General features: G+C 61.7%; 19 protein-coding genes. 7 read left to right on the plus strand and 12 right to left on the minus strand.

Going from position 1 to position 20,509, the window contains the following annotated elements; genetic code table 11:
* Positions 1 to 12: 12 nt before the first annotated feature.
* Positions 13 to 741 (minus strand): SDR family oxidoreductase, encoded by a 729-nt coding sequence (locus tag J7E80_RS07265; protein ID WP_215050806.1) that lies wholly within the window; start codon positions 739 to 741, stop codon positions 13 to 15.
* A gap of 150 nt (positions 742 to 891) precedes the next feature.
* Between J7E80_RS07265 and J7E80_RS07270 the strand changes: the two genes are divergently transcribed.
* Entirely contained in the window at positions 892 to 1,368 is a 477-nt protein-coding gene (locus J7E80_RS07270; RefSeq protein ID WP_215050874.1) for an Rrf2 family transcriptional regulator, read from the plus strand.
* The gene (locus J7E80_RS07275; RefSeq protein WP_215050807.1) at positions 1,344 to 1,484 is read left to right on the plus strand and encodes a hypothetical protein; all 141 of its coding nucleotides are present in this window, start codon (positions 1,344 to 1,346) and stop codon (positions 1,482 to 1,484) included. Before J7E80_RS07270 ends, J7E80_RS07275 begins: the two co-directional genes overlap by 25 nt.
* A 370-nt stretch (positions 1,485 to 1,854) precedes the next feature.
* On the opposite strand, the gene J7E80_RS07280 is transcribed toward J7E80_RS07275, so the two are convergent.
* The 7 genes from J7E80_RS07280 to solA all read right to left on the minus strand — a co-directional run bounded on the left by J7E80_RS07280 (position 1,855) and on the right by solA (position 8,637).
* The gene (locus tag J7E80_RS07280; protein WP_215050808.1) at positions 1,855 to 2,532 is read right to left on the minus strand and encodes a GntR family transcriptional regulator; all 678 of its coding nucleotides are present in this window, start codon (positions 2,530 to 2,532) and stop codon (positions 1,855 to 1,857) included.
* A 287-nt stretch (positions 2,533 to 2,819) separates the two neighbouring features.
* On the minus strand, positions 2,820 to 3,491 hold the full coding sequence (locus J7E80_RS07285; RefSeq protein WP_215050809.1) for a haloacid dehalogenase type II: 672 nt from the start codon (positions 3,489 to 3,491) through the stop codon (positions 2,820 to 2,822).
* A 58-nt stretch (positions 3,492 to 3,549) separates the two neighbouring features.
* On the minus strand, positions 3,550 to 4,671 hold the full coding sequence (locus J7E80_RS07290; RefSeq protein ID WP_215050810.1) for an ABC transporter ATP-binding protein: 1,122 nt from the start codon (positions 4,669 to 4,671) through the stop codon (positions 3,550 to 3,552).
* Complete coding sequence (locus J7E80_RS07295; RefSeq protein ID WP_215050811.1) at positions 4,668 to 5,459, minus strand: ABC transporter permease; 792 nt, start codon at positions 5,457 to 5,459, stop codon at positions 4,668 to 4,670. Before J7E80_RS07295 ends, J7E80_RS07290 begins: the two co-directional genes overlap by 4 nt.
* Entirely contained in the window at positions 5,456 to 6,235 is a 780-nt protein-coding gene (locus tag J7E80_RS07300) for an ABC transporter permease (RefSeq protein ID WP_215050812.1), read from the minus strand. Before J7E80_RS07300 ends, J7E80_RS07295 begins: the two co-directional genes overlap by 4 nt.
* Before the next feature lie 101 nt (positions 6,236 to 6,336).
* Entirely contained in the window at positions 6,337 to 7,425 is a 1,089-nt protein-coding gene (locus J7E80_RS07305) for an ABC transporter substrate-binding protein (RefSeq protein ID WP_215050813.1), read from the minus strand.
* Positions 7,426 to 7,491: 66 nt separating this feature from the next.
* A complete protein-coding gene (gene solA / locus J7E80_RS07310; protein WP_215050814.1) occupies positions 7,492 to 8,637 on the minus strand; it encodes an N-methyl-L-tryptophan oxidase in 1,146 nt (381 codons plus the stop codon).
* A gap of 939 nt (positions 8,638 to 9,576) precedes the next feature.
* Between solA and J7E80_RS23700 the strand changes: the two genes are divergently transcribed.
* The 4 genes from J7E80_RS23700 (at position 9,577) to J7E80_RS07325 (ending at position 11,785) form a co-directional block, all read left to right on the plus strand.
* Complete coding sequence (locus J7E80_RS23700) at positions 9,577 to 9,897, plus strand: hypothetical protein (protein WP_251036593.1); 321 nt, start codon at positions 9,577 to 9,579, stop codon at positions 9,895 to 9,897.
* A 5-nt stretch (positions 9,898 to 9,902) separates the two neighbouring features.
* Entirely contained in the window at positions 9,903 to 10,250 is a 348-nt protein-coding gene (locus J7E80_RS23705; protein ID WP_251036594.1) for an HAD hydrolase-like protein, read from the plus strand.
* Between the two features lie 81 nt (positions 10,251 to 10,331).
* Positions 10,332 to 10,847, plus strand: a complete 516-nt coding sequence (locus J7E80_RS07320; RefSeq protein WP_215050815.1) for a hypothetical protein — start codon at positions 10,332 to 10,334, stop codon at positions 10,845 to 10,847.
* Positions 10,848 to 10,858: 11 nt separating this feature from the next.
* A complete protein-coding gene (locus J7E80_RS07325; protein ID WP_215050816.1) occupies positions 10,859 to 11,785 on the plus strand; it encodes an ABC transporter substrate-binding protein in 927 nt (308 codons plus the stop codon).
* Positions 11,786 to 12,346: 561 nt separating this feature from the next.
* On the opposite strand, the gene J7E80_RS07330 is transcribed toward J7E80_RS07325, so the two are convergent.
* On the minus strand, positions 12,347 to 12,685 hold the full coding sequence (locus tag J7E80_RS07330) for a hypothetical protein (RefSeq protein ID WP_215050817.1): 339 nt from the start codon (positions 12,683 to 12,685) through the stop codon (positions 12,347 to 12,349).
* Between the two features lie 158 nt (positions 12,686 to 12,843).
* Here J7E80_RS07330 and J7E80_RS07335 point away from each other — a divergent pair, with 158 nt between their 5' ends.
* Entirely contained in the window at positions 12,844 to 13,419 is a 576-nt protein-coding gene (locus tag J7E80_RS07335) for an SRPBCC family protein (RefSeq protein WP_215050818.1), read from the plus strand.
* 19 nt (positions 13,420 to 13,438) lie between these two features.
* On the opposite strand, the gene J7E80_RS07340 is transcribed toward J7E80_RS07335, so the two are convergent.
* The 3 genes from J7E80_RS07340 to J7E80_RS07350 are packed head-to-tail and all read right to left on the minus strand — an operon-like array spanning position 13,439 to position 20,191.
* A complete protein-coding gene (locus J7E80_RS07340; RefSeq protein WP_215050819.1) occupies positions 13,439 to 16,579 on the minus strand; it encodes an efflux RND transporter permease subunit in 3,141 nt (1,046 codons plus the stop codon).
* 1 nt (position 16,580) lies between these two features.
* The gene (locus J7E80_RS07345) at positions 16,581 to 17,024 is read right to left on the minus strand and encodes a hypothetical protein (protein ID WP_215050820.1); all 444 of its coding nucleotides are present in this window, start codon (positions 17,022 to 17,024) and stop codon (positions 16,581 to 16,583) included.
* The gene (locus J7E80_RS07350) at positions 17,021 to 20,191 is read right to left on the minus strand and encodes an efflux RND transporter permease subunit (RefSeq protein WP_311380777.1); all 3,171 of its coding nucleotides are present in this window, start codon (positions 20,189 to 20,191) and stop codon (positions 17,021 to 17,023) included. The genes J7E80_RS07345 and J7E80_RS07350 overlap by 4 nt, the downstream gene beginning before the upstream one ends.
* Positions 20,192 to 20,509 lie beyond the last annotated feature (318 nt).

Genomic DNA, 20,509 nt, shown 5'->3' on the forward strand with positions numbered 1-20,509 from the left:
CGGCGGAGCGAGTCAGGAGAGCCAGTCGGCGTAGCGGGTGGGGGCGAGGTGAGCGTCCTTGTCGGTGAGGACGTCGCCCTTGACAACGGCGAACATGCCGGCGGTGGGGTCGGTGATGATGGTCCGCTTGTCACCCGTGTGGGACAGGGTGATCCGGCCCAGCTCGTCCAGGGTGAAGATCTCGGGGCCGGCGATGTTGCGAATGCCATTGAGTGGATCGCCCGCGGCGACCTCCGCCACCGCACCGGCCACGTCCTTGGAGGCGATCGGCTGGATCGGCGTGGCGGGCAACCGGACGGTGTCGCCGTCGGCGGTCCAGGATAGGACAGGGTCGATGAACTCCATGAACTGCGTCGCCCGGACGATTGAGTAGCGGATTGGCCCGGCTGCGAGGATGTCCTCCTGGAGCAGCTTGGCCCGGTAGTAATCCAGTTCCGGCACCTGGTCGGTGCCGACAATCGAGAGGATGACGAAGTGGCCGACGCCCGCCTTCTGGGCCGCGGCCAGAAGGTTGTCCATCGAGGTCTGGAAGAAGGCCGGGGAGGCTTCGTCGAAGGTCGGGGAATTCGTCAGGTTGATGACGACGTCGGCTCCCGCCACCGCCTCATCCAGTCCCTGGCCGCTGATGACATCGATGCCGGTGGACTGCGAGTGAGGGACCGCCTGGTGTCCCGCGGCGTTCAGATTCTTGACGACCTGGGACCCGATCAGCCCGGTGCCGCCGATGACTGCGAACTTCATGACATGCCTTTCGTTGGGAGGATGTCCGCTCTCTGGCATATGAACCGTCTTGGTGGCATATGTGAAACTCGGACACATTCTGTCCTAGTAACTATACATGGACACTTCTTGTCCGAGTCAAGGGGTCTGATTTAGAGTAGTCAAGTGAAGATGTCAGGCGGAGTCGAGTGGGCCCTACATTGCTGCGTTGTGCTCACGTCGGTCGAGGAGCCCATCTCCTCGGCCAAGCTGGCCGAACTGCACGACGTCTCGTCGAGCTATCTGGCCAAACAGTTGCAGGCGCTATCCCGGGCCGGGCTCGTGCGCTCAGCCGAGGGCAAAGCGGGTGGCTACATACTCACCCGGGAACCCGCCTCGATTACGGTGCTCGATGTGGTCGAAGCGGTCGATGGCCCTGGCCGGGCGTTCACCTGCACGGAAATCCGCCAGCGGGGCCCGCTGGCCACCCCGCCCGAGTCCTGCACAGCTCCCTGCCCCATCGCCCGCGTCATGATCGAAGCGGACACGGCCTGGCGAGAAGCGCTGCGCGCTATCTCGATCGCCGATCTGGTTCAGGACGTCGCCTCCACCTCCGGCCCCCTGGCCATGGGCCGCGTCAGTGCATGGCTGACCACAAAGCAAGCCTGACCGCATCGGCCAACCACAAGAAACGGCGCACTGTCCACACCCTCACCGACACGTCGCACGAGACCGGTCTCCGGCCTTGGGCAGATGTGTATATCAATGGCCACGGCGAGCACTGACGTGCTGCTGCTGAGTACGTCCTTCAGAACCAAGACATCTGGGAACCAGCCCTGGCATAGGGCAGCAAAGCTTGTGGGAAGCCGGACTTGTGAGAACTAGCCGCACCACGAGTGTCCCGGTTCCAAGGAAATGTGACCACCCGCAAGGTGAGCGTTCTGCGGTTGACTGTTTTCAGGATTCGCCGTGGGCGTGGCGCGAAGAAAGCCCGCCGATGCGGGACCGACGGGCTCATTTCCGTGGTGATGCGACACCAGCACGGAATGGGATGGCCTCTTGGAGGGCCACCAAAGGCACCTAGGGTGCGGCCAATTGCCCAGGCAGCGGAAAGTAGGCCGGGTGTGTCTGAGATCCGGCCGTTCGGCGGCCGGATCAGGAGTCGCGCTGTTTACGTGCGGCTTCCAGCGTCACGACAGAGTTCTTGAGGTGCCACTCAATTTCGGCGAGATAGCCGTCCTCGTCCCGGGCCTGGATAAAGTCACGGAGCCGCCGGTGCTGTTCCAGGATGGTCTCCTTCCGTTCAAACACGTTCTGGAATTCCCGTAGGCAGAGAAGCGTTTCGGCGGCCAGCGTCGAGAACATTCTTTCCAGCCTGGGGCTGCCTGTTGCCTGCACGATGGTTTGATGGAATTTCAGGTCCGCCGTGGCAACGTCCTGCCACTTGTCGTTTTCCAAAGCGTGGAACATGCGGGCCAGGAGCGCATCAAGCTGTCCGGTCAGCTCGGTCGTGTCACCCTGGAGCACGAGCCGGCCTGCTTCCCGTTCAATGGCGGCGCGAGCCGTGTAGACGTCCTCGATGTCCTCGGGCCCAAGCTCCACCACTGATGTCCCGCGGTTGCGTGTGCTGACGAGCAACCCCTCCTGCACCAGCCGTTGAACTGCTTCACGGACCGGTCCGCGGCTGATCTCGAGCTGCGCGGCCAGCTGGACCTCATTGATACTCGTTGACGGAGCGAAGGTCCCGTCGAGGATCCGGGCACGCAAATATTCCGCGATGAGATCGGCGGTCACTTTCCGTTGGAACGTGACCGTGCCGTTGATAAGGCTCATGGCGTCTTCCCCTTCCGCTCTTCAGCATGCCATTGATATTTCGATCAATATCGAAACCCCGGACACGCCTGCCATATTCACTTATTCACTGCCATGACCGGCAGCGACCGATACGAGCACCAGGTCCAAAAGTGCAGCTTGCCAGTCGAGGCACTCGCTCGCAATACGGTCCAGCATACGGCCGCCCTCCGGACCTCAACCGGACTAAGACCGGTGGAGGTCCGGAGGGACCATGACCCTGAGCCGCAGCAGGCACTGCGGCGTTAGGGACAGCCATACTCAAACGTTCAGACGCCCAGCAGTGCGGGCAGTCCGGACAGGTCGGGCAGCTCGTCGTACGGCTGGTAAAAATCACTGCCCTTGCGGTTGTAGCGGTTGATCCACACGCGCCGGATGCCGTACTTCTTGGTCGGCATGATGTCGTACTCCCAGCCCTGGGCAGCGTGAGTGATCTGGTCCATCTTCTGCGGGAGCACGCTAAAGAGGTATTCGAACGCCTGCTCCCGGGGCTTGTAGGCGCCGGCCTGCTCGGCGGTCACGACATAATCGAACTCCACGCCGATGTTGGCGACATGGTAGGGAATCAGGTCGTTGTCGCTGTTGGTGATGATAGCGATTTCATAACCGCCGGCCTTGAGCCGCTCCAACGCTTCCGGCACCTCCGGGAATGCGGCGAATTTCTTGGCTTCCTCCATGAGCTGCTCATGGTCCTCATCCTTGAATGGCACCCCGTGCAGGAGCATGCAGGTCTCCAGGGTCTGCTTCACGATGTCTGTGTAGCGCTGGTACGGGTTTGCGACACCTTGGAACCGCATGACGCGGAGGTTATCCAGGAATTCCTCGTGATCGACGCCGACCAAGTCCAGCCGGTCCTTGATTATGGGCAGGGTGGCGCGGTTGAGGTCGAAGTCAACCAGTGTTCGATAGCAGTCGAACGTGACGACGGGTTTGGTAGTCATGCTTGCTTTTCTCCTTGTTCGATAGGGAATTTGGTTGGGAATTGGGTGTTCTTGGGAACTAGTCGGAGGGGACGAGCACCGAGTTTGCAGGGTCCCATGTGACGGTCGCGCTGTCCCCGGGATTGAAGAGCTCGGGTGGGGCATGCAAGGGGATCCTGGCATTGATGACCAGGCCGGTGGCCGTTGTGAGCAGGCATTTCCGGGACTGGCCGAGATAGACGCATTTGGTGACAGTTGCCTCTAGGGTGTTGAGGGCCTCCGGAATCGCGGCAGTTTGGGTCGCGGGTACGACCGTCAGGTCTTCCGGGCGGATTACGACGGCGGCCGCGGATCCCTCGGCGACTGAGCCGTGGGCGCCTTGGGTGGAGAGGCTTCGGCCGTGGTGGACCAAGGCGCCCTTTGCGTAGCTGCCCTTGATCACGGTGGATTCGCCCACGAAGTCGGCCACGAACAGTGTTTCGGGGCGTTTGTAGAGGTCTTCGGCTGTGCCGAGCTGTTCGATCCGGCCGGCGTTGTAGATGGCGATGCGGTCACTCATGGCCAGGGCTTCTTCCTGGTCGTGGGTGACGTAGACGACCGTCGCGCCGAGTTCCCTGCAGATTCGGGTTATTTCGATCTGCATCGCTTCGCGCAGTTTCTTGTCCAGCGCGCCGAGGGGCTCGTCCATCAGCAGAAGACGGGGCTTGAAGACGAAGGCACGTGCCAGGGCGACGCGCTGTTGCTGGCCGCCGGAGAGTTCGGAGGGTTTGCGCTTCGCGTAGTCTGTGAGTTGCACCAGTTCCAGTGCTGCCGCCACGAGGCTTTTCCGTTCGGCCCGGTGGATCTTCCTTACCCTGAGTGGGTAGTCCACGTTTTCCTCGATGGTCATGTGGGGGAACAAGGCGTATTGCTGGAAGACCATGCCGATTCCGCGTAGGTGTGGCGGGACACCGGAGAGTTCCTTGCCGTCCAAGGTGATGGAGCCCTCGTCCGGGTCGAGGAAGCCGGCCACCAGGTTCAGGGTAGTGGTCTTGCCCGATCCTGACGGTCCGAGCATCGTCAGGAACTCACCGGGCCTGACGTCGATGGAGACGGATTCGACGCCGCGGCTGTTTCCGTAGGATTTGCGCACGTTTGCAATGCGCAGTTCCCCGCCGGTGGCGGTCATGGTGAGGGGCTGCCGGAGCTGTGTTTGTGTCATGGTTTCAGTGCCTTCCTGCGCGTGCCGATCAGTAGTGCGCACATGATCAGCACGATGGTGACGAGCATGACTATGGTCGCGGCGACGGCCAGTGTTGGGGACAGTTCGGTCTGTACTTGGTCCCACATGACCACGGGGAGGGTCTTGACTGTGGGGCCGGTGAGGAAAATGGAGAGGATTAGTTCATCCCAGCTCATCGTGAAGGCGAACAGTGCTCCGGTGAGCAGGCCGGGTGTGATGAGCGGTAGGGTGATGCGTCGGAAGGTGTAGGCCTTCGAGGCGCCAAGGCTGGCCGAGGCGTCTTCCAGCTTGCTGTCCAAGGCTTTGAGGGCGGTGGACAGCGAGATGTAGACCAGCGGGTAGGCGATAACTGTGTGGGCCAGGACCAGCCCGCCAACGGATCCCAGGATCTTCCAATCGCTGTAGACGAAGTAGAGTCCGACCGCCAGCACCACGATGGGCATGATGATGGGGCTGAGGATGAGCACCTGGATCGGGGACTTGCCCCGGAAGCGGCCGCGGATCATGGCCAGGGCCGTGCCCGTGCCCAGGAGGAGTGACAACACGGTGGTCAGTGCCGCGATCTGGATGCTGCGCAGCGCCGCGGAACTCCAGAGCGGATCGGTGAAGAAGACGCCGTACCAGTGCAGGCTGAATCCCTCGGGCGGGAATTTGAGCAAGGGGCTGGCGGAGAACGACATGGGGATGACCACGAGGGTTGGCATGATCAGCAGCATGCCGACGACGCCTCCAAAAATTTTCAGCCCCAGGGGGATGTTTCTGGTCATGGCCGGCCTCCCGTGACAATGTCTTTGAAGCTGATGATTCGGGTACCCGCGAAGAGGATTGCGAGGGTCAGCACGAGCAATACGATTCCGATCGCGCTGCCGGTTCCGAATTGGATCTGCTGCTCGATCTGGTTGACAACGAGCTCGGACATCATCGAATCCCTGGGTGATCCCAGCAGTGCCGGGGTCACGTAGTAGCCCAGAGACATCACGAAAACGATCAGGAATCCTGACATGACGCCGGGAAGTGACAGGGGCAGGAACACGGTCCGGAAGGCCAAGGCGGGCGTCGCACCCAGGGTGCGGGCTGCCGGGACCAGGTCTGGTTGGATCCGCAGCATCGATGAATAGATCGGGAAGACCATGAAAGGAAGCAGTGCGTGCGTCATGCCGATGGTGACTCCGAGGGTGTTGCGCATCAGCTGGAGCGGTTCCTCGATGACTCCCAAGTTCAGGAGTGCCGAGTTGATGATCCCTGTCTCCTGCAGCCACACCGTCCAGGCGTAGGTCCGTACGAGCAGGCTTGTGAAGAACGGCAGGAGGACCAGGACCATCATCACCGCCGTCATCGCCTTGGGAGCGGCGTACATGATGTAGGCGTAGGGGTAGGCGATGGCGAGTGCGACAACCGCCACGAAAAGTGCCGTGACGAATGTTGTGATCAGCGAACGGGAGTAGACCGGATCGGTGAAGAAGATGGCAAAGTTCTGGGGACCTGGGTCCGTGAGGGCCCGCACTGCTGTTTGAATGAACGGGAGGATGAAAAGCAGTGCCATAAATACCAGGCCGGGCCAGATCAGTGCAGTCCAGGGGGACCGCGAAGGCGACCGTCGGGAAGGCGCAGGCAAGGTTTTTGTCGGGGGCGTCATTTCCTCGATCATGCAGATGTCACCCACTTCTGCCACCGTGAGCTGACGTCTGCACGGTTGGCGTTGAGCCATTCATTGTTTGGGTTGATGCCGATGTCCAGGTGGCTCGTTGGAAGGTGCTCCTTCATTTTCTTGTCCACAAGCGCCAGGGACTCCTGGTTTGTCGGCCCGTAGGGGATGTACTGGGAGAGTTTGGCGTTGTTTTCTGCTGAGAGCATGTATTTGGCCAGTTTCGCGGCGTATTCGACGTTGGCTCCTCGGGGAATGACCAAGGTGTCGGCCTGGATGAAATGCTGGTTCCACTGGATGTCGATCGGGGCGCCGGTTTTCTGCAGGTTGTAGACGCGCCCGTTCCAGACTTGGGCCATGGACACTTCGCCGTCGGCCAGGAGTTGGGCTGACTGGGCGCCTGTGGTCCAGAAAATAGTCTGCTTCCGGATGGTGTCGAGTTTGGCGAAGGCCCGCTTGAAGTCGATCGGGTACAGGTCCTCGGGCGCCACGCCATCGGCGATCAGGGCGATTTCCAGAACCGCCCCATTCGATAGGTTGCGCAAGGCTCGCTTGCCGGGAAACTTATCCAGGTCGAAGAAGTCCGCCCAGCTCTGCGGGCCTGGGCCCTTGATGCGGTCGGTGCGGTAGGCGATGACATTGGAGAAGATCGTGTGGCCGACGACGGAATCGTGGACGTACTGGGGAAACAGCTGGTTGGTTGGGAGACCCAAGTCGGTCCAGTCCTGCAAAACTGCCCGGTCACTGCCGTATCCGAAGTCCCCGGTGGCTGTCATCAGGTCCCATTGCACATTGCCGCTGGTGACCATGGCCTTCAGCTTCGCGTAATTCTTGGGGACGTCTTCCACAAGACGAAGGTCAGGGTTCTGTTGCTGGAAGGGAGTGAGCCAGGCTTTGCGCTGGGCGGCCTGGTATTCGCCGCCATCGGACACGAAAACGACGGCGTTTTCGCGCTGAGTGCCCAGTGCTGCGCAGCCGGACAGGGACAGAGCAGTGGCGCCGGCCAACCCGGCTGCCTTCAGCAGGCTGCGGCGGCTGATATTTTGTAGGGGTGGTGGAATGGGGGGTAGTGCCTCGTAACTGGTCATGATGGTTCGTCACCTCAAATCTTTGGGTGCAGTTGGGGTTGGTTAGACGCGCGTCGTTGCGCGAATTTATGACCGGGAGGCCGGCTCAGTAAGAACCGGCCCTTCGGTATTAAGTTTTTGGAGGAAGCCCAGGTCCACAGGTGAAGGTTCGCCAAGAACCAGATTGGCGCCGATTTCACCGATGGCAGGGCACATCTTGAAGCCGTGGCCGGAGAAACCTGAGAGGACGATGACGTTGTCCATGTCCGGATGGGGGCCCATCCATTCCCGCCGCGACGCCGTGTAGGTTTCCAGATACGTCTCGGTCCGCATCGAGTGGAGGTCAAGGCCGGGCAGGTAACGCGAGATAATCTCCTGGAAAGGCGCTAGTTCGTCGGGACGGACGACCCGCTCCACCTTGTCAGGGTCATCGACCTCAAGATGGGAGGAATATCCAAGCCCTATTTTCATTGCCGTGTAATCGACGGTGGGAATTCCATAGCAATATGTCGGTTCGGTCCGGATAAAAGGAAGAATTCCGGGAACATAATTTGGGTCTGCCGCAAAATGCCAGCTGGAAATCAGCCTCCTTGTTTCTATTATTTCGCGGAACTCGGGCAGAAGTTTGGTCGTCCATCCACCCGCGCTCACAATGACACGGTCGAAATGGTGGTCCCCCTCGGTGGTGGTCACCACGGCGCCGCTTCGCGTTCCCTTCACGGCGATCACCGTGGTGTCACTGACAACTGAGGCGCCACGCGCCTCGGCGAGCCGGGCAGCTGTTGACACGGTGAGCTCGGGCCGGACGAAGCCGCTGCGGACATCCAGAATTGCGAGATCGCCGTCGTCGAGCCCGTACTGCGGAAAACGGCGGGCCAATGCGTCCGCATCCAGGACTTCGTGGTCAATGCCCGTTTCCAAGGCATTGCGCAATGCTGTCTGCATCTGTTCGTGCTGCGGCGATCCCATGACGAGGGTGCCCGTGAGGGTCCGCAACTCGCGGCCGGATTCCTTTTGGAGTTCATCCCAAATGCGGTCCGCCCGGGCGACGATCGGGCTGTAGCCGGGCTCTTCCAGTTCGATATTGCGGAAGAGGCGGTTCTCCCCACCGGCGGCCCCGCGGGAGTGGCCCGGAGCATACGTTTCGAATCCGGTCACGTCCACGCCACGCTTGCTCAACTGCCACAGGACCTGGGCGCCCATCGTGCCAACTCCCACCACAGCTACCTTCATTGGAGCTACCACGCTAATCGCCCACCTCGTCTAGTCGAACCCTATGTGTTGAATCACATGCTTGTGTGTCTTCAAACACAATAGTTCCGGCCTGAATAAAGTGTCAACAGTTTTCATTTTTTGTTTTGTTTACATCTGACTTAATTGAAGTTCTCGGTTTTCACGCGTTGCATGTCCTTGCGCTGCGGCCCGCGATGACCAGGTCTCGAGTATGTCCGGGACCCGGAGACACGCTGGTCGTCACCAAGCCGGATCGGCTGGATCGCCCGGTGCGGAATCTTAGGCTGGTCGAGAGGAACTGCAGCAGCCCGCGGGATCCGCCTGCGTGCGGTAAGCCAAAAGGGAGCGTGCGGTGATGCGGGCCGAGTTGTCAGCCGAAGATCGCGTGTCCTGGTGCGACGGAGCCCTGCTCAGATTCAGCGCCATCCGGTCACTGCAAACTCCAGCTGACAGGCATCCCTGACCGGCCTCTCCACCCGGGCTGGGCGCACCATTCCCCTGGGCGCGCCATTCGGTCCGGGGACCGGCTTTCCAGGAGCTCGGGCCAAACAAACATGTCACAGCTCTGGTGCAGATCCCTGGCGCTGGCGTGCATTTCGTGCAGGATCCCGTCCTCGCAGGCTTCCCCTGCGGCCAGTGCCCCGTCGAAATTGAGATCCGTCAGTAGCCCTCGGGGGCGGAATTGAGGGCGGTGCGGAACCCGTGGCGGGAAGGCGACGCTGGACGAAAGCGACGAGCGAAGGCGAATCGTAGCAAATGATTCTCGTTTAAAATAGTTGGAAAAAATCGTAGACAGTCAACAATTCCCGCGCCTAGAGTGAAGCCAGCCCCTCAGGCATTCAGATTCATTGGCGAATCAAGATCCGACAGCTCAAACGACCGATAGCTGATTGGCCAACATTCCCGGCCTCGCACAAAATCTCAACGAACGGACGAATAATGGCAACAACGAACTTCCGGCCGAAGTACATCTCCTTTGACTGCTACGGCACGCTCATCGACTTCGACATCGATCCCACCACACGTCGGCTGCTTGATGGCCGCATCTCAGACGAGCAGTGGCCTGCCTTCGAGAAGGTGTTCTGGGGGTACCGGTACGACGAGGTATGCGGCGACTACAAGCCCTACGAGCAGATCCTTCAGGACTCCTTTGACCGGGCGTGCAAGCGGTTTGGCATTGGGCCTACCGAAGGTGCCGGCGCACAATTCGCTGAGGCTGTACGCGGTTGGGGTGCCCACGATGACGTGCGGCCCCGCTGAAGCTCATGGGCGACAACTACCAGCTGGTGATCCTGTCCAATGCAGACACCAGCTTCCTGGACGTCAGCGTTCCCAAGCTCGGCGCTGACTTCCACGCCGTCTACACTGCCGAGCAGGCCCAGGCCTACAAGCCGCGCTACCAGGCCTTCGAGTACATGCTCGATAGCCTGAACGCCTCCCCGGAGGACTTCCTGCACATCTCCTCACACAGCCGGTACGACCACATGCCGATGCACGACATGGGCTTCAGGGACCTGGTGATGCTGGACCGTGGCTTTGACCCCATCACTGAAGGCTACGACTACACCACCCTGAAGTCCTTGGACGAGGTCAACGAGCACCTCGGCCTCTAACCGGTCCTGTGGCAGGCATCGCGCCTGTCCGGCTCCGTCACCGGGTTCGAAGCCGCGTCTCCCGCCCACGGCCGTAGCGCCGTGGGCGGGAACACCCGCCCACATCCGCATGATCTAACCCCGGCACCCCCGACTCCTACCCATCCTGGAACGTTCCCGCAGCCTCTGGTCCGAACTCAAAGCCGAAACCGGACAGAACTCCTCACCCGCAGCGGCGGACTCTCCATCCGCACAGCCAACAACCCCTACATCCCCAGCCCCCTGGACACCATCGGCACCAACGGGGCCAAGCACGTAATCCTCGGCGATGAGGAAATGGCCGAACGCTACCCCCAGCGCACCCTCCGCCTCGACGTCATCGCCGTCTATGACCCACAGGACGGTGCTCTGCGCACCGACCAGGCAGTTGCAGCCGCCACCCAGGCCCAACGGCGCAACCGTCCACACCAACACACCCATCGACAGCATCAACGAAACCAGCGACAGCGTCGTCATCACCTCCGGCGAGAAGTCCCGGACCTTCGAGCACGCCATCATCTCCTCCGGCGGCTGGTCCCAGCGGCATATGGCCGGACCACTCCAGCTGAAACCATTTGAAAGGAAGCACCATGAAGACCAGATACAAGATCCAGACCGCCGCTGCGGGGGTTGCTGTCCTCCTGGCCCTGACCGCTTGCGGCGGCACGGCAGCGGGTACTCAAGCGACGGAAATCCCCAAGACACAGAACACCCGTGACATCTCAGAGGGCATCCAGCCGGATCCCGCCGCGGTGGCACTGCTGCCGCAGTCATTCAAGGACAAGGGTGAATTGACCGTGGCGATGGATCTGAGCTCCCCGCCGACCACGTTCCTTGCCGAGGACAACGTCACGCCGATTGGCGTTAACCCGGACCTCGCCCGCCTGGTGGCCAAGAAACTGGGCCTGAAGCTGAAGTTCGAGAACACGGCGTTCGACACAATCGTTCCCGGAATCGACGGCGGCCGGTACGACTTCACCGCCACCACCATGTGGGCCACGCCCGAGCGGCTGAAGGTCCTGGACATGATCGACTACCTTAAGGACGGCTCATCCGTGTTGGTAGCCGCAGGAAATCCGCTCAATCTGACCAACGACACGCTGTGCGGCAAAAATATTGCCGTGACCAAGGGCTCCGCGCAGCAACTGGAGTACCTGCCGAACGTCTCGAAGTGGACCTGCACCTCCCAAGGCAAGCCGGCCATCAACGGCGTGACCCTTCCCAACGTCCAGGATGCCCTGACCCAGCTGCACTCCAAGCGGGTCGACGGTGTCTTCTACGACGCCGGTGCTCTGGCCTGGGCACAGATCCAGCAGCCCAACTCCTTCACGGTTCTGACTCCACAGGTGGATACCCGCACGAACACCAACGCCGCCATGGGTCTGAAGAAGGGATCACCTTTGACGCCGGCCCTGCAGAAGGCCATCCAGTCCGTTCTGGAAACCCCGGAATACAAGAAGTCGCTGGACTATTGGGGTCTGGGAGCATCAGCCATCACTGAAGCCACGATCCGCTAGCACAAGTCGGTACGCCTATGCGCCAAACGACTCCCCAAGGAAGTGGAAGCGCACTGCACGATACCTATCCGGGACCCGATCCAAGGCTGCGACGGCCACAGTCCAAACTGACCAGCACGCCCGGCAGCTTGATGCCCTGCCGGGGCGTACTGCGACTGGCTGCGTCACGATTGGCCGGTTCAGGGGTCATACCGTTGTTCGGGCAAGGGGCCGTACCGGCACCGGACAGATGTATTCACCGACGATCTCGCAAGTTTTCCGGGTGGATATGGATTCCGCCATCCCAGCGTTGGCGGAATCCGCGGCCGGTCGTGAAGCAGCCGCGGCCGGCCGTCATCAGCCCCATTTTTCGATGGCCGGTGACGCCGAACCCGCTACAGTCCCTGGGCTGCTTGATGGCGAGGCCTCAATGGAGAGTCCGCCAGCCACACCACATCCGGTTGTGAAGACTCAGCGTGCTAAGTCAGCGCTTAGCCCGTCTCCAAAGAGGAAGGCCCCGGTTCCCTGTTTGAAGGGAACCAAGGCCATGCTTTTCCGCTTTTCTTGGTTCAACCACCGGCGCTACGTGGCGTCGGGCCGGTGGTCCCCCTTGTGGCCGCGGAGGTTCTCCTGCACCTTGCCAAACAGATCCTTGATGGTGGACTCGGTGTTGGTCAGCATGTCCGGCTGCACGTACACGTTCTGGGTCGGGGACACGCTGTAATTCGTCTGCAGCCCTGCCGTGCCATCCACTCCCTCCAGGGCGATGACCACTCCGGTGTCTTTGCGCACGATGGCCCCGATGCGGCCAAACACCAGGGTGGCGTCGTCTGGCTGGAAGCTGACTGTCAGCCCGACATGCGTCCTGTTGAGATCGGTGGCCGCCACGGCTTTCTCGTTGCCGGTCCCAGCGTAGTTCATGACTTCTCCTTGCATTAGAGAGCGACGTACGTCAGCAGTCTATGGCGGGGTGTTAAGCCAGTACAGGCCGCCCCGCACAAGGTCGTAGACCGGGCATTGAGCCCGGCGGCCAACGGCGCTTGAATGGACTTCAGACCGGCACCCATGAGGAGGAACCTGTGGAATCACGGCGGACCGAGCGCACCAAGAGTACCGACTACGCCTTCCGGACCGTGTGGCGCGTGGCCGGGACACCGGACGAGGTGGCAACCATCCTGGGCGACGCCTCGACGCTGTCGGACTGGTGGCCGTCCGTCTACCTGTCGGTGGAACCCCTCCATGCGGGCAGGGAAAATGGGGTGGGGCGGATGGCCAGGCTGCACACCAAAGGGTGGTTCCCCTACACCCTCCGCTGGACGTTGACCGTCACCTCACCCATCACGAATAAGGGTTTCACGATTCGGGCCACCGGGGATCTCAACGGCACGGGCCGCTGGATTTTCAAACAGGACGGCCCGGAAACCGTCATCACATATGACTGGCAGGTCAGCGCCAGCAAGCCGCTGCTCCGCCGCCTGGGCTGGCTGCTGAAGCCCGCGTTCTCAGCCAACCACAGGTGGGCCATGGCCCGGGGCCAGCAAAGCCTCGCACTGGAATTGCGCCGCCGCCGTGCCGGAAGTGAAAGCCACACCGTGCCGGCACCACCGCCGCCCACGTTCCCGCTTTTGGCGGGGCGTGGGCGGCGGTGGGCTTAGCTACTGTATGGACGGTTAATCAGGCGCTGGCGAGCTCCGGTTCCCGGGGCGGCGCCTCCTCCCGCTGCTTCCGGGACTTGGCGAACCTCAGGTAGAGCGATGGAACCACGAAGAGGTTAAGCAGCGTGGATGTCACCAGCCCGCCGAGAATGACCAGTGCCATGGGGTGCTCGATCTCGTGGCCCGGAATGTTACCCAGGACCACCAGCGGAACGAGGGCCAACCCGGTAGCAAGGGTGGTCATCAGGATCGGTGAGAGCCGCTCACCTGCACCGCGCAGCACCAGTTCGGGCCCGAACTTCATGCCCTCATATTTCTCCAGGTGCTGGCAGTGATTGATGAGCAGAATGCCGTTCCTGGCCGCGATGCCCATGACTGTCAAGAAGCCGACAATCGAGCCCAGTGACAGGACACCACCGCCGAGGAAGGCGGCGAAGACACCGCCGACGAGCGCGATTGGCAGCGTGAGGATGACCAGTGTGGCCAAGCGCCAGCTTGCGAAGGCTACCTGCAGGAGCAGGTAAATCACAGCCAGGGCCCCGATGGCCAGGGTCAGCAGCGTGTTAGTTGCCGCTTGGCGTTCCTGGAACTCGCCCAGGATTTGCGTACGGAAGCCCGGCGGAAGCTCCACTTTCTTGAGCCCTTCCTCCATCGCTGCAACCACTGCGCCCAGTTGACCTTCCTTCACGTTGGCCTGGATATCGATACGCCTTGAGTGGGCATCACGCTGGATGACGTTCGGGGTGGGCTTGACCTGCACGCTTGCGACATCGGACAACAGGATCTTCTCTCCGCTGGGGGTATCAATGGGAAGGTTCCTGATGGCGGTGACATCGGAGCGGACCTCCGGCGGGCTCCAGACCTGGACGTCATACGCCTTGCCGCCCCGGTAGACGTCGCCAGCTTCCTCACCGGCGACCAGCCACGCCGCAGCCCGCCTGACATCGCCCGGCTTCAGCCCATGTTTCTGGGCCTTTTCCAGGTCGACCTCGATATTGAGTTGGGGAATGTCCTTTTGCAGCGCCGTGTTGGTGCCGACGGCTCCTTCGGTCGCTTCAAAGATCGCATGGATTTCGGCTGCCTTTGAACGCAGGAGCCCCAGGTCGTCCCCGTAGAGCCTCACGACGACGGCGTTGCTGGCGCCGGTCAGAACCTCGCGGATCCTCTCCTTCAAGTAGGTTTGGACGTCGCGCACGATCCCGGGATAACCATCCACAACTTCATGGATTGCGGCCAACGTCTTGTCATAGTCCACAGCAGGATCGATGCTGATCCAGTTCTCTCCGAAATACACCCCCACCACTTCGTCCGCGTTGAAAGCCTGCCCGATATGGGATCCACAATTCTGGACCCCTGGGATGGTCAACAGTTCTTCGCAGGCCTTCTGGCTGACGCGGTACTCCTCCTGCACGGACGTGCCCGGCTGGGTCAGCCAGTGCATCAGGAAGTCGCGTTCCTTGAAGTCAGGCAGCAACGACTGCCCCAACAGCGGTGCGGTGAGGGCGCCCACGGCCGCCATCGCGCCGAAGGTCACGTAACCTGCCGCTGGACGCCGGACGACCTTGCTCAGGACCTTGTGATAGCCGCGCTTGAGCACCCGGACCAGGGGTGGTTCCTGCTCCTTTAACGGGACCTTACGCATGAAGATCAGCGCTAGGGCCGGGGTCACTGTCAGGGCCACAGCCATTGATGCCAGCACCGCCAGTGTGTAGGAAATGGCCAGCGGTCTGAAGAAAGCGCCCGTGAGTCCCTGAAGGAAGAAGATCGGCACAGCCGCGGCGATGATGATCAGTGTGGCGTAGATAATCGGTCCGCGGACCTCCAGGGATGCCTCCAGCACCACTGAAGCGGTGGAGCGGGTTCCGCCCTCCGCCCGGTGCTGCCTGAGTCTTCGGATGATGTTTTCAATATCGATGATGGCGTCATCCACCACCACCCCGACGGCGATCACGAGCCCGGCCAGGACCATGGTATTGACCGAAGTGCCCGTGAGATAAAGGACGGACGCCGCCGTCACCAGCGAGAGCGGGATGGCGATCAGGCTGATGAGCGCCGTCCGCCACTGGAAGAGGAACGCTCCCAGCACCATTACGACGAGGATGCAGCCGAGCAGGAGCGCGCGGCTGAGGTTGTCCAGGGACTCCTCTATGAAGGTCGCCGGACGGAAAATCTCCGTATCAATGGAGATGCCGCTGAGTCCCGGCTTCATCTGCTCCAGCGCTGCCTCCACACCCCTGGTGACTTCCAGGGTGTTGCCCCATGGAAGTTTCTCAACGATGAGCATCAGTCCCGGGCCCTGGTTGATCACAGCGTCGCCAATGAGCGGCTGGTGGTCTTCCACTACTTTGGCCACGTCACCGAGGCGGAGCGGCTTCCCGTTCTTCTCCTCGATGACGACTTCCGCGAGGTCTTTAGGCGTGGTGATCGGCAGCACGTGCTGGATGCTGAGCCTCTGGTTCGGCGTCTCAATGTGGCCGCCTGTGCCAATGACGGAACCCGGCGAATACTGCAACAGGCCTGCGTCCAAAGCATTGGCTGTGACATCCATGACCTGGTTCAGGGTGACATCGTGGGCCTTCATCTTGTCCGGGATGGCCTGGACCTGAAGCATCTGCAGGCGCTCACCCCAGATGGCGACGTTGGCCACACCAGGGACACGCAGCAGGTGGGCGCGGATCTTCCAGTAGGTGATCATGGACATTTCCATGAGCGAGCGTTCATCCGAACTCAGCCCAATCTTCATGACCCGGCTGGTGGACGAAAGCGGCTGCAGCATCATCGGCGGTGCCGCCCAGGTGGGCAACGACGGCGTGACGGTGGCGATGCGTTCCGAGACGAGCTGGCGGGCCTTGAGCAGGTCCGCTCCCGGTTCGAAAATCAGCACGATAGAGGACAGCTGCTCCACGGATTTGGAGCGAATCTCGTCCAAGCCCTCGACGCCGTTGAGCGCGTCTTCGAGCGGAACGCTCACCAACTGCTCCACTTCGGCAGCGGTCAGACCGATGGCGATGGTCTGGATCTCTACCTTCGGGGGCGCAAACTCGGGAAAGACATCCACTGAAGCCGTGCTGAGCTGGACGCCGCCGAACGCCATTATTGCCACCGCGATGGCCACCACCAAGGCGCGGAATTTCAGGCTGAACCCGACAATCCGGCGCATGTCAATGCCCCTTCGTGCCGAACTCAGCGCCGAACAGTTCCGCAGCACCCACGGTAACAACGTCGGTTCCGGCCGGCGGACCGGACCGGAGCTGGACCTTGCTGCCCGTGATCTTGTCCACTATCACCGCGGCCCGGATGTAAGTCTTTGGCTCGGGGTTGGTGTAAACCCAGGTCTTGCCGGCGCCGTCATATATGAGTGCCCCGTAGGGGACTTCCAGGGCACTGCCTTTGGTGACCTTCTCCGTGGTCAGCCCGAGCCTTTCGACTGCCTTGTCCGTCAGAGTCAGGCGGTTCAGGTCCCCTACCTTCTCCATGCTGGCTGGAGCTTCCCCGGTGGGAACAGCGGCAGGTTTCACTGCCGCACATCCGGAGAGGCCAATTGATGCTGCGCAGGCCAGCACGAGAACAGAACGCCAGCCCCCAAAACCACTATTGCTTTTCATGACAATTCCGACCTCTCTGGCAGAACCCGTCCGTTATTAACCAATGAGCTTCCCCAGTCCGTGTTGGCAGCCGGACCAAAACGCAGGAAGAGAACCGGCAGGACATACAGGGTGAGCAGGGCCGACGTGATCAGACCGCCCCACACGATCAGCGCCAGGGGCAGCAGCATGCCGGAGCCGACAGCCCCGCCGAGCAGCACCAGCGGCACCAGCGCCAGGCCCGTTATAACTGCCGACAGCACCGTCGGCTGAAGACGCTCCGAAGCTGCCTGTTTCATCAGCACTCCCGGAGCCTCCGTTGGCGCCTCCCGTTGCAGGGACTGGTAGGTTCCCATCAATATGACGGCGTCTCTGACGGCGAAAGCAAGTACGGCTGCGAGGGCCACGAGGACGTACTGGGATCCGAAGCCCCCCGTCAGCCAGGCTGCAATGATGCCTCCCAGCAATGCCACCGGCAGGAGCACGAACACGAGTCCTGCGAGCCGCCAACTGCCGAGGACCGTCAGCAGCAGCACCAGGATGCCCGCCGCTGCCGCCGCCGCAAGCCACCAGATCAGTGAGCCGGCTGCCTGCTGCTCGCCATACTGCTTGGGAATCTCGGCGTGGTATTCGACCGGGAACTGCATTCCCTTGATGGCCGCCTGAACGTCGGACGTTACGTCCGCCAGGCTCCGGCCCTGGATGTCAGCCACAACATCGATGCGCCGGGACGTGTCGTCGTGGTGGATGACCGTTTGGTTGGGGCTCAGCCTGACGCTGGCAACCTCACCGAGGCGGACCTGACCGCCTCCGGGCTTGTCGACCAGCATGTTCTGGACGCTGGTCAGGCTGTTGCGTGTTTCCGCCGTGCCCTTGACGACGACTTGGAAGACCTTCTGCTGCTCAAACAGGTACCCGACCTCGATGCCCTGCAGAACAGTAGCGGCGGCACGGCGTACGTCGCCGGGCTTGACCCCTTCCTTTTGAGCCTTCGCAAGGTCTACCTCGATCTCGGCCACGGGCTGATCGGCCGTGACTTCCACGGTCGGGTTGGCGACGCCTCCCGTGCGGGACAGGATGTCGCGGATTTCGTTGGCTTTCTCCCGCAGGATGGCCAAGTCAACGCCGTACACACGGACCCGGAACGGACGCTCATCAAGAGCCTTGGCCGCGGCGACCTGCTGCTCCGGGTAGGTGGTGACGTTTGCGTTCAGCCCCGGGTAGCCCGCCACGATCTCCTGGACGTTAGCCCGGACGTCGCCGATGTTGGCGCCCTCGTCCATGGTGACCCAGAGTTCTCCGGCACTCACATTGGAGGATTGGTCAGAGGTGACGGCCCGGCCCGTATGGCCGCCGACTTTCGCCACGCCTTCTACAGTGCTGAGTTCCTCACCCGCTTTGGTCATTAGGCGGTTCATGACGTCCGGTCCCGTTCCTGCCGCCGCATCCAACTCAACGAGCAACGTGCGGTCAGGAATGGCGCCCACGAGTGGCAGGTCCCTTGTCAATCCCGGCACGAGCGCCACGGCAACAATGGCCAGTATCGCCGCGACGGAAGCGCCCAGAACGGAGCTCTTCTTGGCAAAGGATCCCGTGGATCGGCCGTAGCCCTGTCCCAGCTTCTGCGCCAGAGGCGTGGTCCGCCGTGGCCGCTGGCTAGTCCGCAGCAGCAGGCTCCCCAGCGCCGGCGTCACCGTCAGTGCCACCAGCATTGCCACCGCCGTTGCGAGTAGATACGACAACACCAGGGGCTTCAGGAAGGCTCCGTCAACACCGGGAACAAACAACGCCGGCGCCAGCGCCAACAACGCCACAAGACCGGCAAACAGCACAGGAACCCGCGAACGCTGCAGCCCGTGAGCGAGCAGATCTTCCCGGGACATCTTCTCGTCCGTTGCGTCCCTGCGGAAACTGTGCAGATCCGTGATGATGTCGCCAATGACTACCACTAGCGCCAGGATCAGGCCGGCGAAGGCCATAGTGTTAAGGACGGCCCCTTGGAACTGCAGCACCAGTGCCGCAGCCATGGCGGCCACGGAAATGGCGACAAATGCCAGCAACGCGTAGCGCCAGGACCGGAAGGCCAGCCCGACCGCGGCAGTCACCACCAGCAGGCTCACGAGCAAAGCCAGGCCCAGCCCGCTTGCAGCCGACTCCAGGAAGGACGCCGGACGGAAAACGGTGGAATCCACCGTAATGCCTGACAGGCCAGGGCGCAGACCGTCGAGAACTTCCTCAACTCCTGCGGTCACCTCCGCGACGCTGGTGTCCGGGAATTTCTCGATCACCAAAAGCAGGCCCGGAGACTTTCCGGTCACTGCGTCACCGATCAGCGGCTGGTGATCCTCTACCAGGGTGCTCACGTCGGACAGCTTCAGGGACTTGTTGGTGCTTCCCTCGACGCTGACCTTCCCCAGGTCCGCCGGAGTTCGGATGGGAAGAACGTGCTGGATGCCGATGCGCTGGTTCGCCGATTCCAGGAACCCGCCGGTACCCGGGGTTGATGCCTCGAGGAAGCTCAGCGGTGAAACCCAGACAGCGTTGCCCGCCGTCTCCACAACATCGTTTAGGGTCACTTTCTGCGCACGGAGCTTCGCGGGGTCGACCTGGACCTGCAGCTGCTGCTCACGCTGGCCGTAAATGGAAACGTTGGCTACCCCTGGAACGCCCATGAGCGCCGGTTTGATGTCCCAGCGGGCCAGCACCGACATGTCGATCGGGGAGACGTCCTCGGAAGACATCTGGACCATCATCACCCGGCTCGTCGAGGACAGCGGCTGCATCAGGACCGGTGGGGTGGACACATTCGGCAGGGCAAACGCCTGCGTCAGGCGCTCGGCGACGAGCTGCCGGGCACGCAGTATGTCTGTTCCCGGCTCAAAGACCATCTCAATGGATGACAGGCCCGGCACGGACACGGAACGGATTTCATCGAGCCAGGCGACCCCGTTGAGCAGGTCGGCCTCCATAGGAGACGTGATGAGCTGCTCGACTTCGACGGCGGAGAGGCCCAACGCCTCGGTTTGAATTTCCACATGCGGTGGAGAAAATTCGGGAAGACTATCCATTGGCATGGACGGCAGGCTCGTCAACCCGAGCCCTAGAATGCCGGCCGCAGCGGCCAAAACGATCAAACGAAACTTAAGACTCCAGCGGACGAACCAACCGGTCATATCCTCAGCCCCCATCGTTATTGGAACGGCACCACTGCCGGTTCCAATTACTGATGCGCCTTATTCAGGATCACGCGCAGCGGCGTTGCTGCGCGTGAATGCCGAGCTGCCTCCCTCAACCCTGCACGTCCCCAACATTCCGGGGACGGTACTGGCCGCGTTGTGATGGATCAGGCGCGGCCAGACGGTGAGCTATATTTCTTATCCGAATTAGGTAGAGCTAATCGTGGACAAGCGAGACCACGCTCATTCTGGCACAGGGAATTGGGCATATCAACGGAAAATGCCGGTTGGATCAGGCATTTTTGCCTACAGGCAAAGGTTAATCGTTGC

The organism is Arthrobacter sp. ISL-28 (genome assembly GCF_018613875.1).
In the GTDB taxonomy this organism is placed as follows: Bacteria; Actinomycetota; Actinomycetes; order Actinomycetales; family Micrococcaceae; genus Arthrobacter.

Bases quoted from the DNA above. Each gene is read 5' to 3' on its own strand.
- solA (WP_215050814.1), bottom strand. From the start codon at position 8,637: ATGAAGGTAGCTGTGGTGGGAGTTGGCACGATGGGCGCCCAGGTCCTG.
- J7E80_RS07340 (WP_215050819.1), bottom strand. From the start codon at position 16,579: ATGCGCCGGATTGTCGGGTTCAGCCTGAAATTCCGCGCCTTGGTGGTG.
- J7E80_RS07290 (WP_215050810.1), bottom strand. From the start codon at position 4,671: ATGACACAAACACAGCTCCGGCAGCCCCTCACCATGACCGCCACCGGC.
- J7E80_RS07275 (WP_215050807.1), top strand. From the start codon at position 1,344: ATGGCTGACCACAAAGCAAGCCTGACCGCATCGGCCAACCACAAGAAA.
- J7E80_RS07300 (WP_215050812.1), bottom strand. From the start codon at position 6,235: ATGGCACTGCTTTTCATCCTCCCGTTCATTCAAACAGCAGTGCGGGCC.
- J7E80_RS07265 (WP_215050806.1), bottom strand. From the start codon at position 741: ATGAAGTTCGCAGTCATCGGCGGCACCGGGCTGATCGGGTCCCAGGTC.
- J7E80_RS07270 (WP_215050874.1), top strand. From the start codon at position 892: ATGTCAGGCGGAGTCGAGTGGGCCCTACATTGCTGCGTTGTGCTCACG.
- J7E80_RS07325 (WP_215050816.1), top strand. From the start codon at position 10,859: ATGAAGACCAGATACAAGATCCAGACCGCCGCTGCGGGGGTTGCTGTC.
- J7E80_RS23700 (WP_251036593.1), top strand. From the start codon at position 9,577: ATGGCAACAACGAACTTCCGGCCGAAGTACATCTCCTTTGACTGCTAC.
- J7E80_RS07285 (WP_215050809.1), bottom strand. From the start codon at position 3,491: ATGACTACCAAACCCGTCGTCACGTTCGACTGCTATCGAACACTGGTT.
- J7E80_RS07280 (WP_215050808.1), bottom strand. From the start codon at position 2,532: ATGAGCCTTATCAACGGCACGGTCACGTTCCAACGGAAAGTGACCGCC.
- J7E80_RS07330 (WP_215050817.1), bottom strand. From the start codon at position 12,685: ATGAACTACGCTGGGACCGGCAACGAGAAAGCCGTGGCGGCCACCGAT.
- J7E80_RS07345 (WP_215050820.1), bottom strand. From the start codon at position 17,024: ATGAAAAGCAATAGTGGTTTTGGGGGCTGGCGTTCTGTTCTCGTGCTG.
- J7E80_RS07350 (WP_311380777.1), bottom strand. From the start codon at position 20,191: ATGGGGGCTGAGGATATGACCGGTTGGTTCGTCCGCTGGAGTCTTAAG.
- J7E80_RS07305 (WP_215050813.1), bottom strand. From the start codon at position 7,425: ATGACCAGTTACGAGGCACTACCCCCCATTCCACCACCCCTACAAAAT.
- J7E80_RS07295 (WP_215050811.1), bottom strand. From the start codon at position 5,459: ATGACCAGAAACATCCCCCTGGGGCTGAAAATTTTTGGAGGCGTCGTC.
- J7E80_RS23705 (WP_251036594.1), top strand. From the start codon at position 9,903: ATGGGCGACAACTACCAGCTGGTGATCCTGTCCAATGCAGACACCAGC.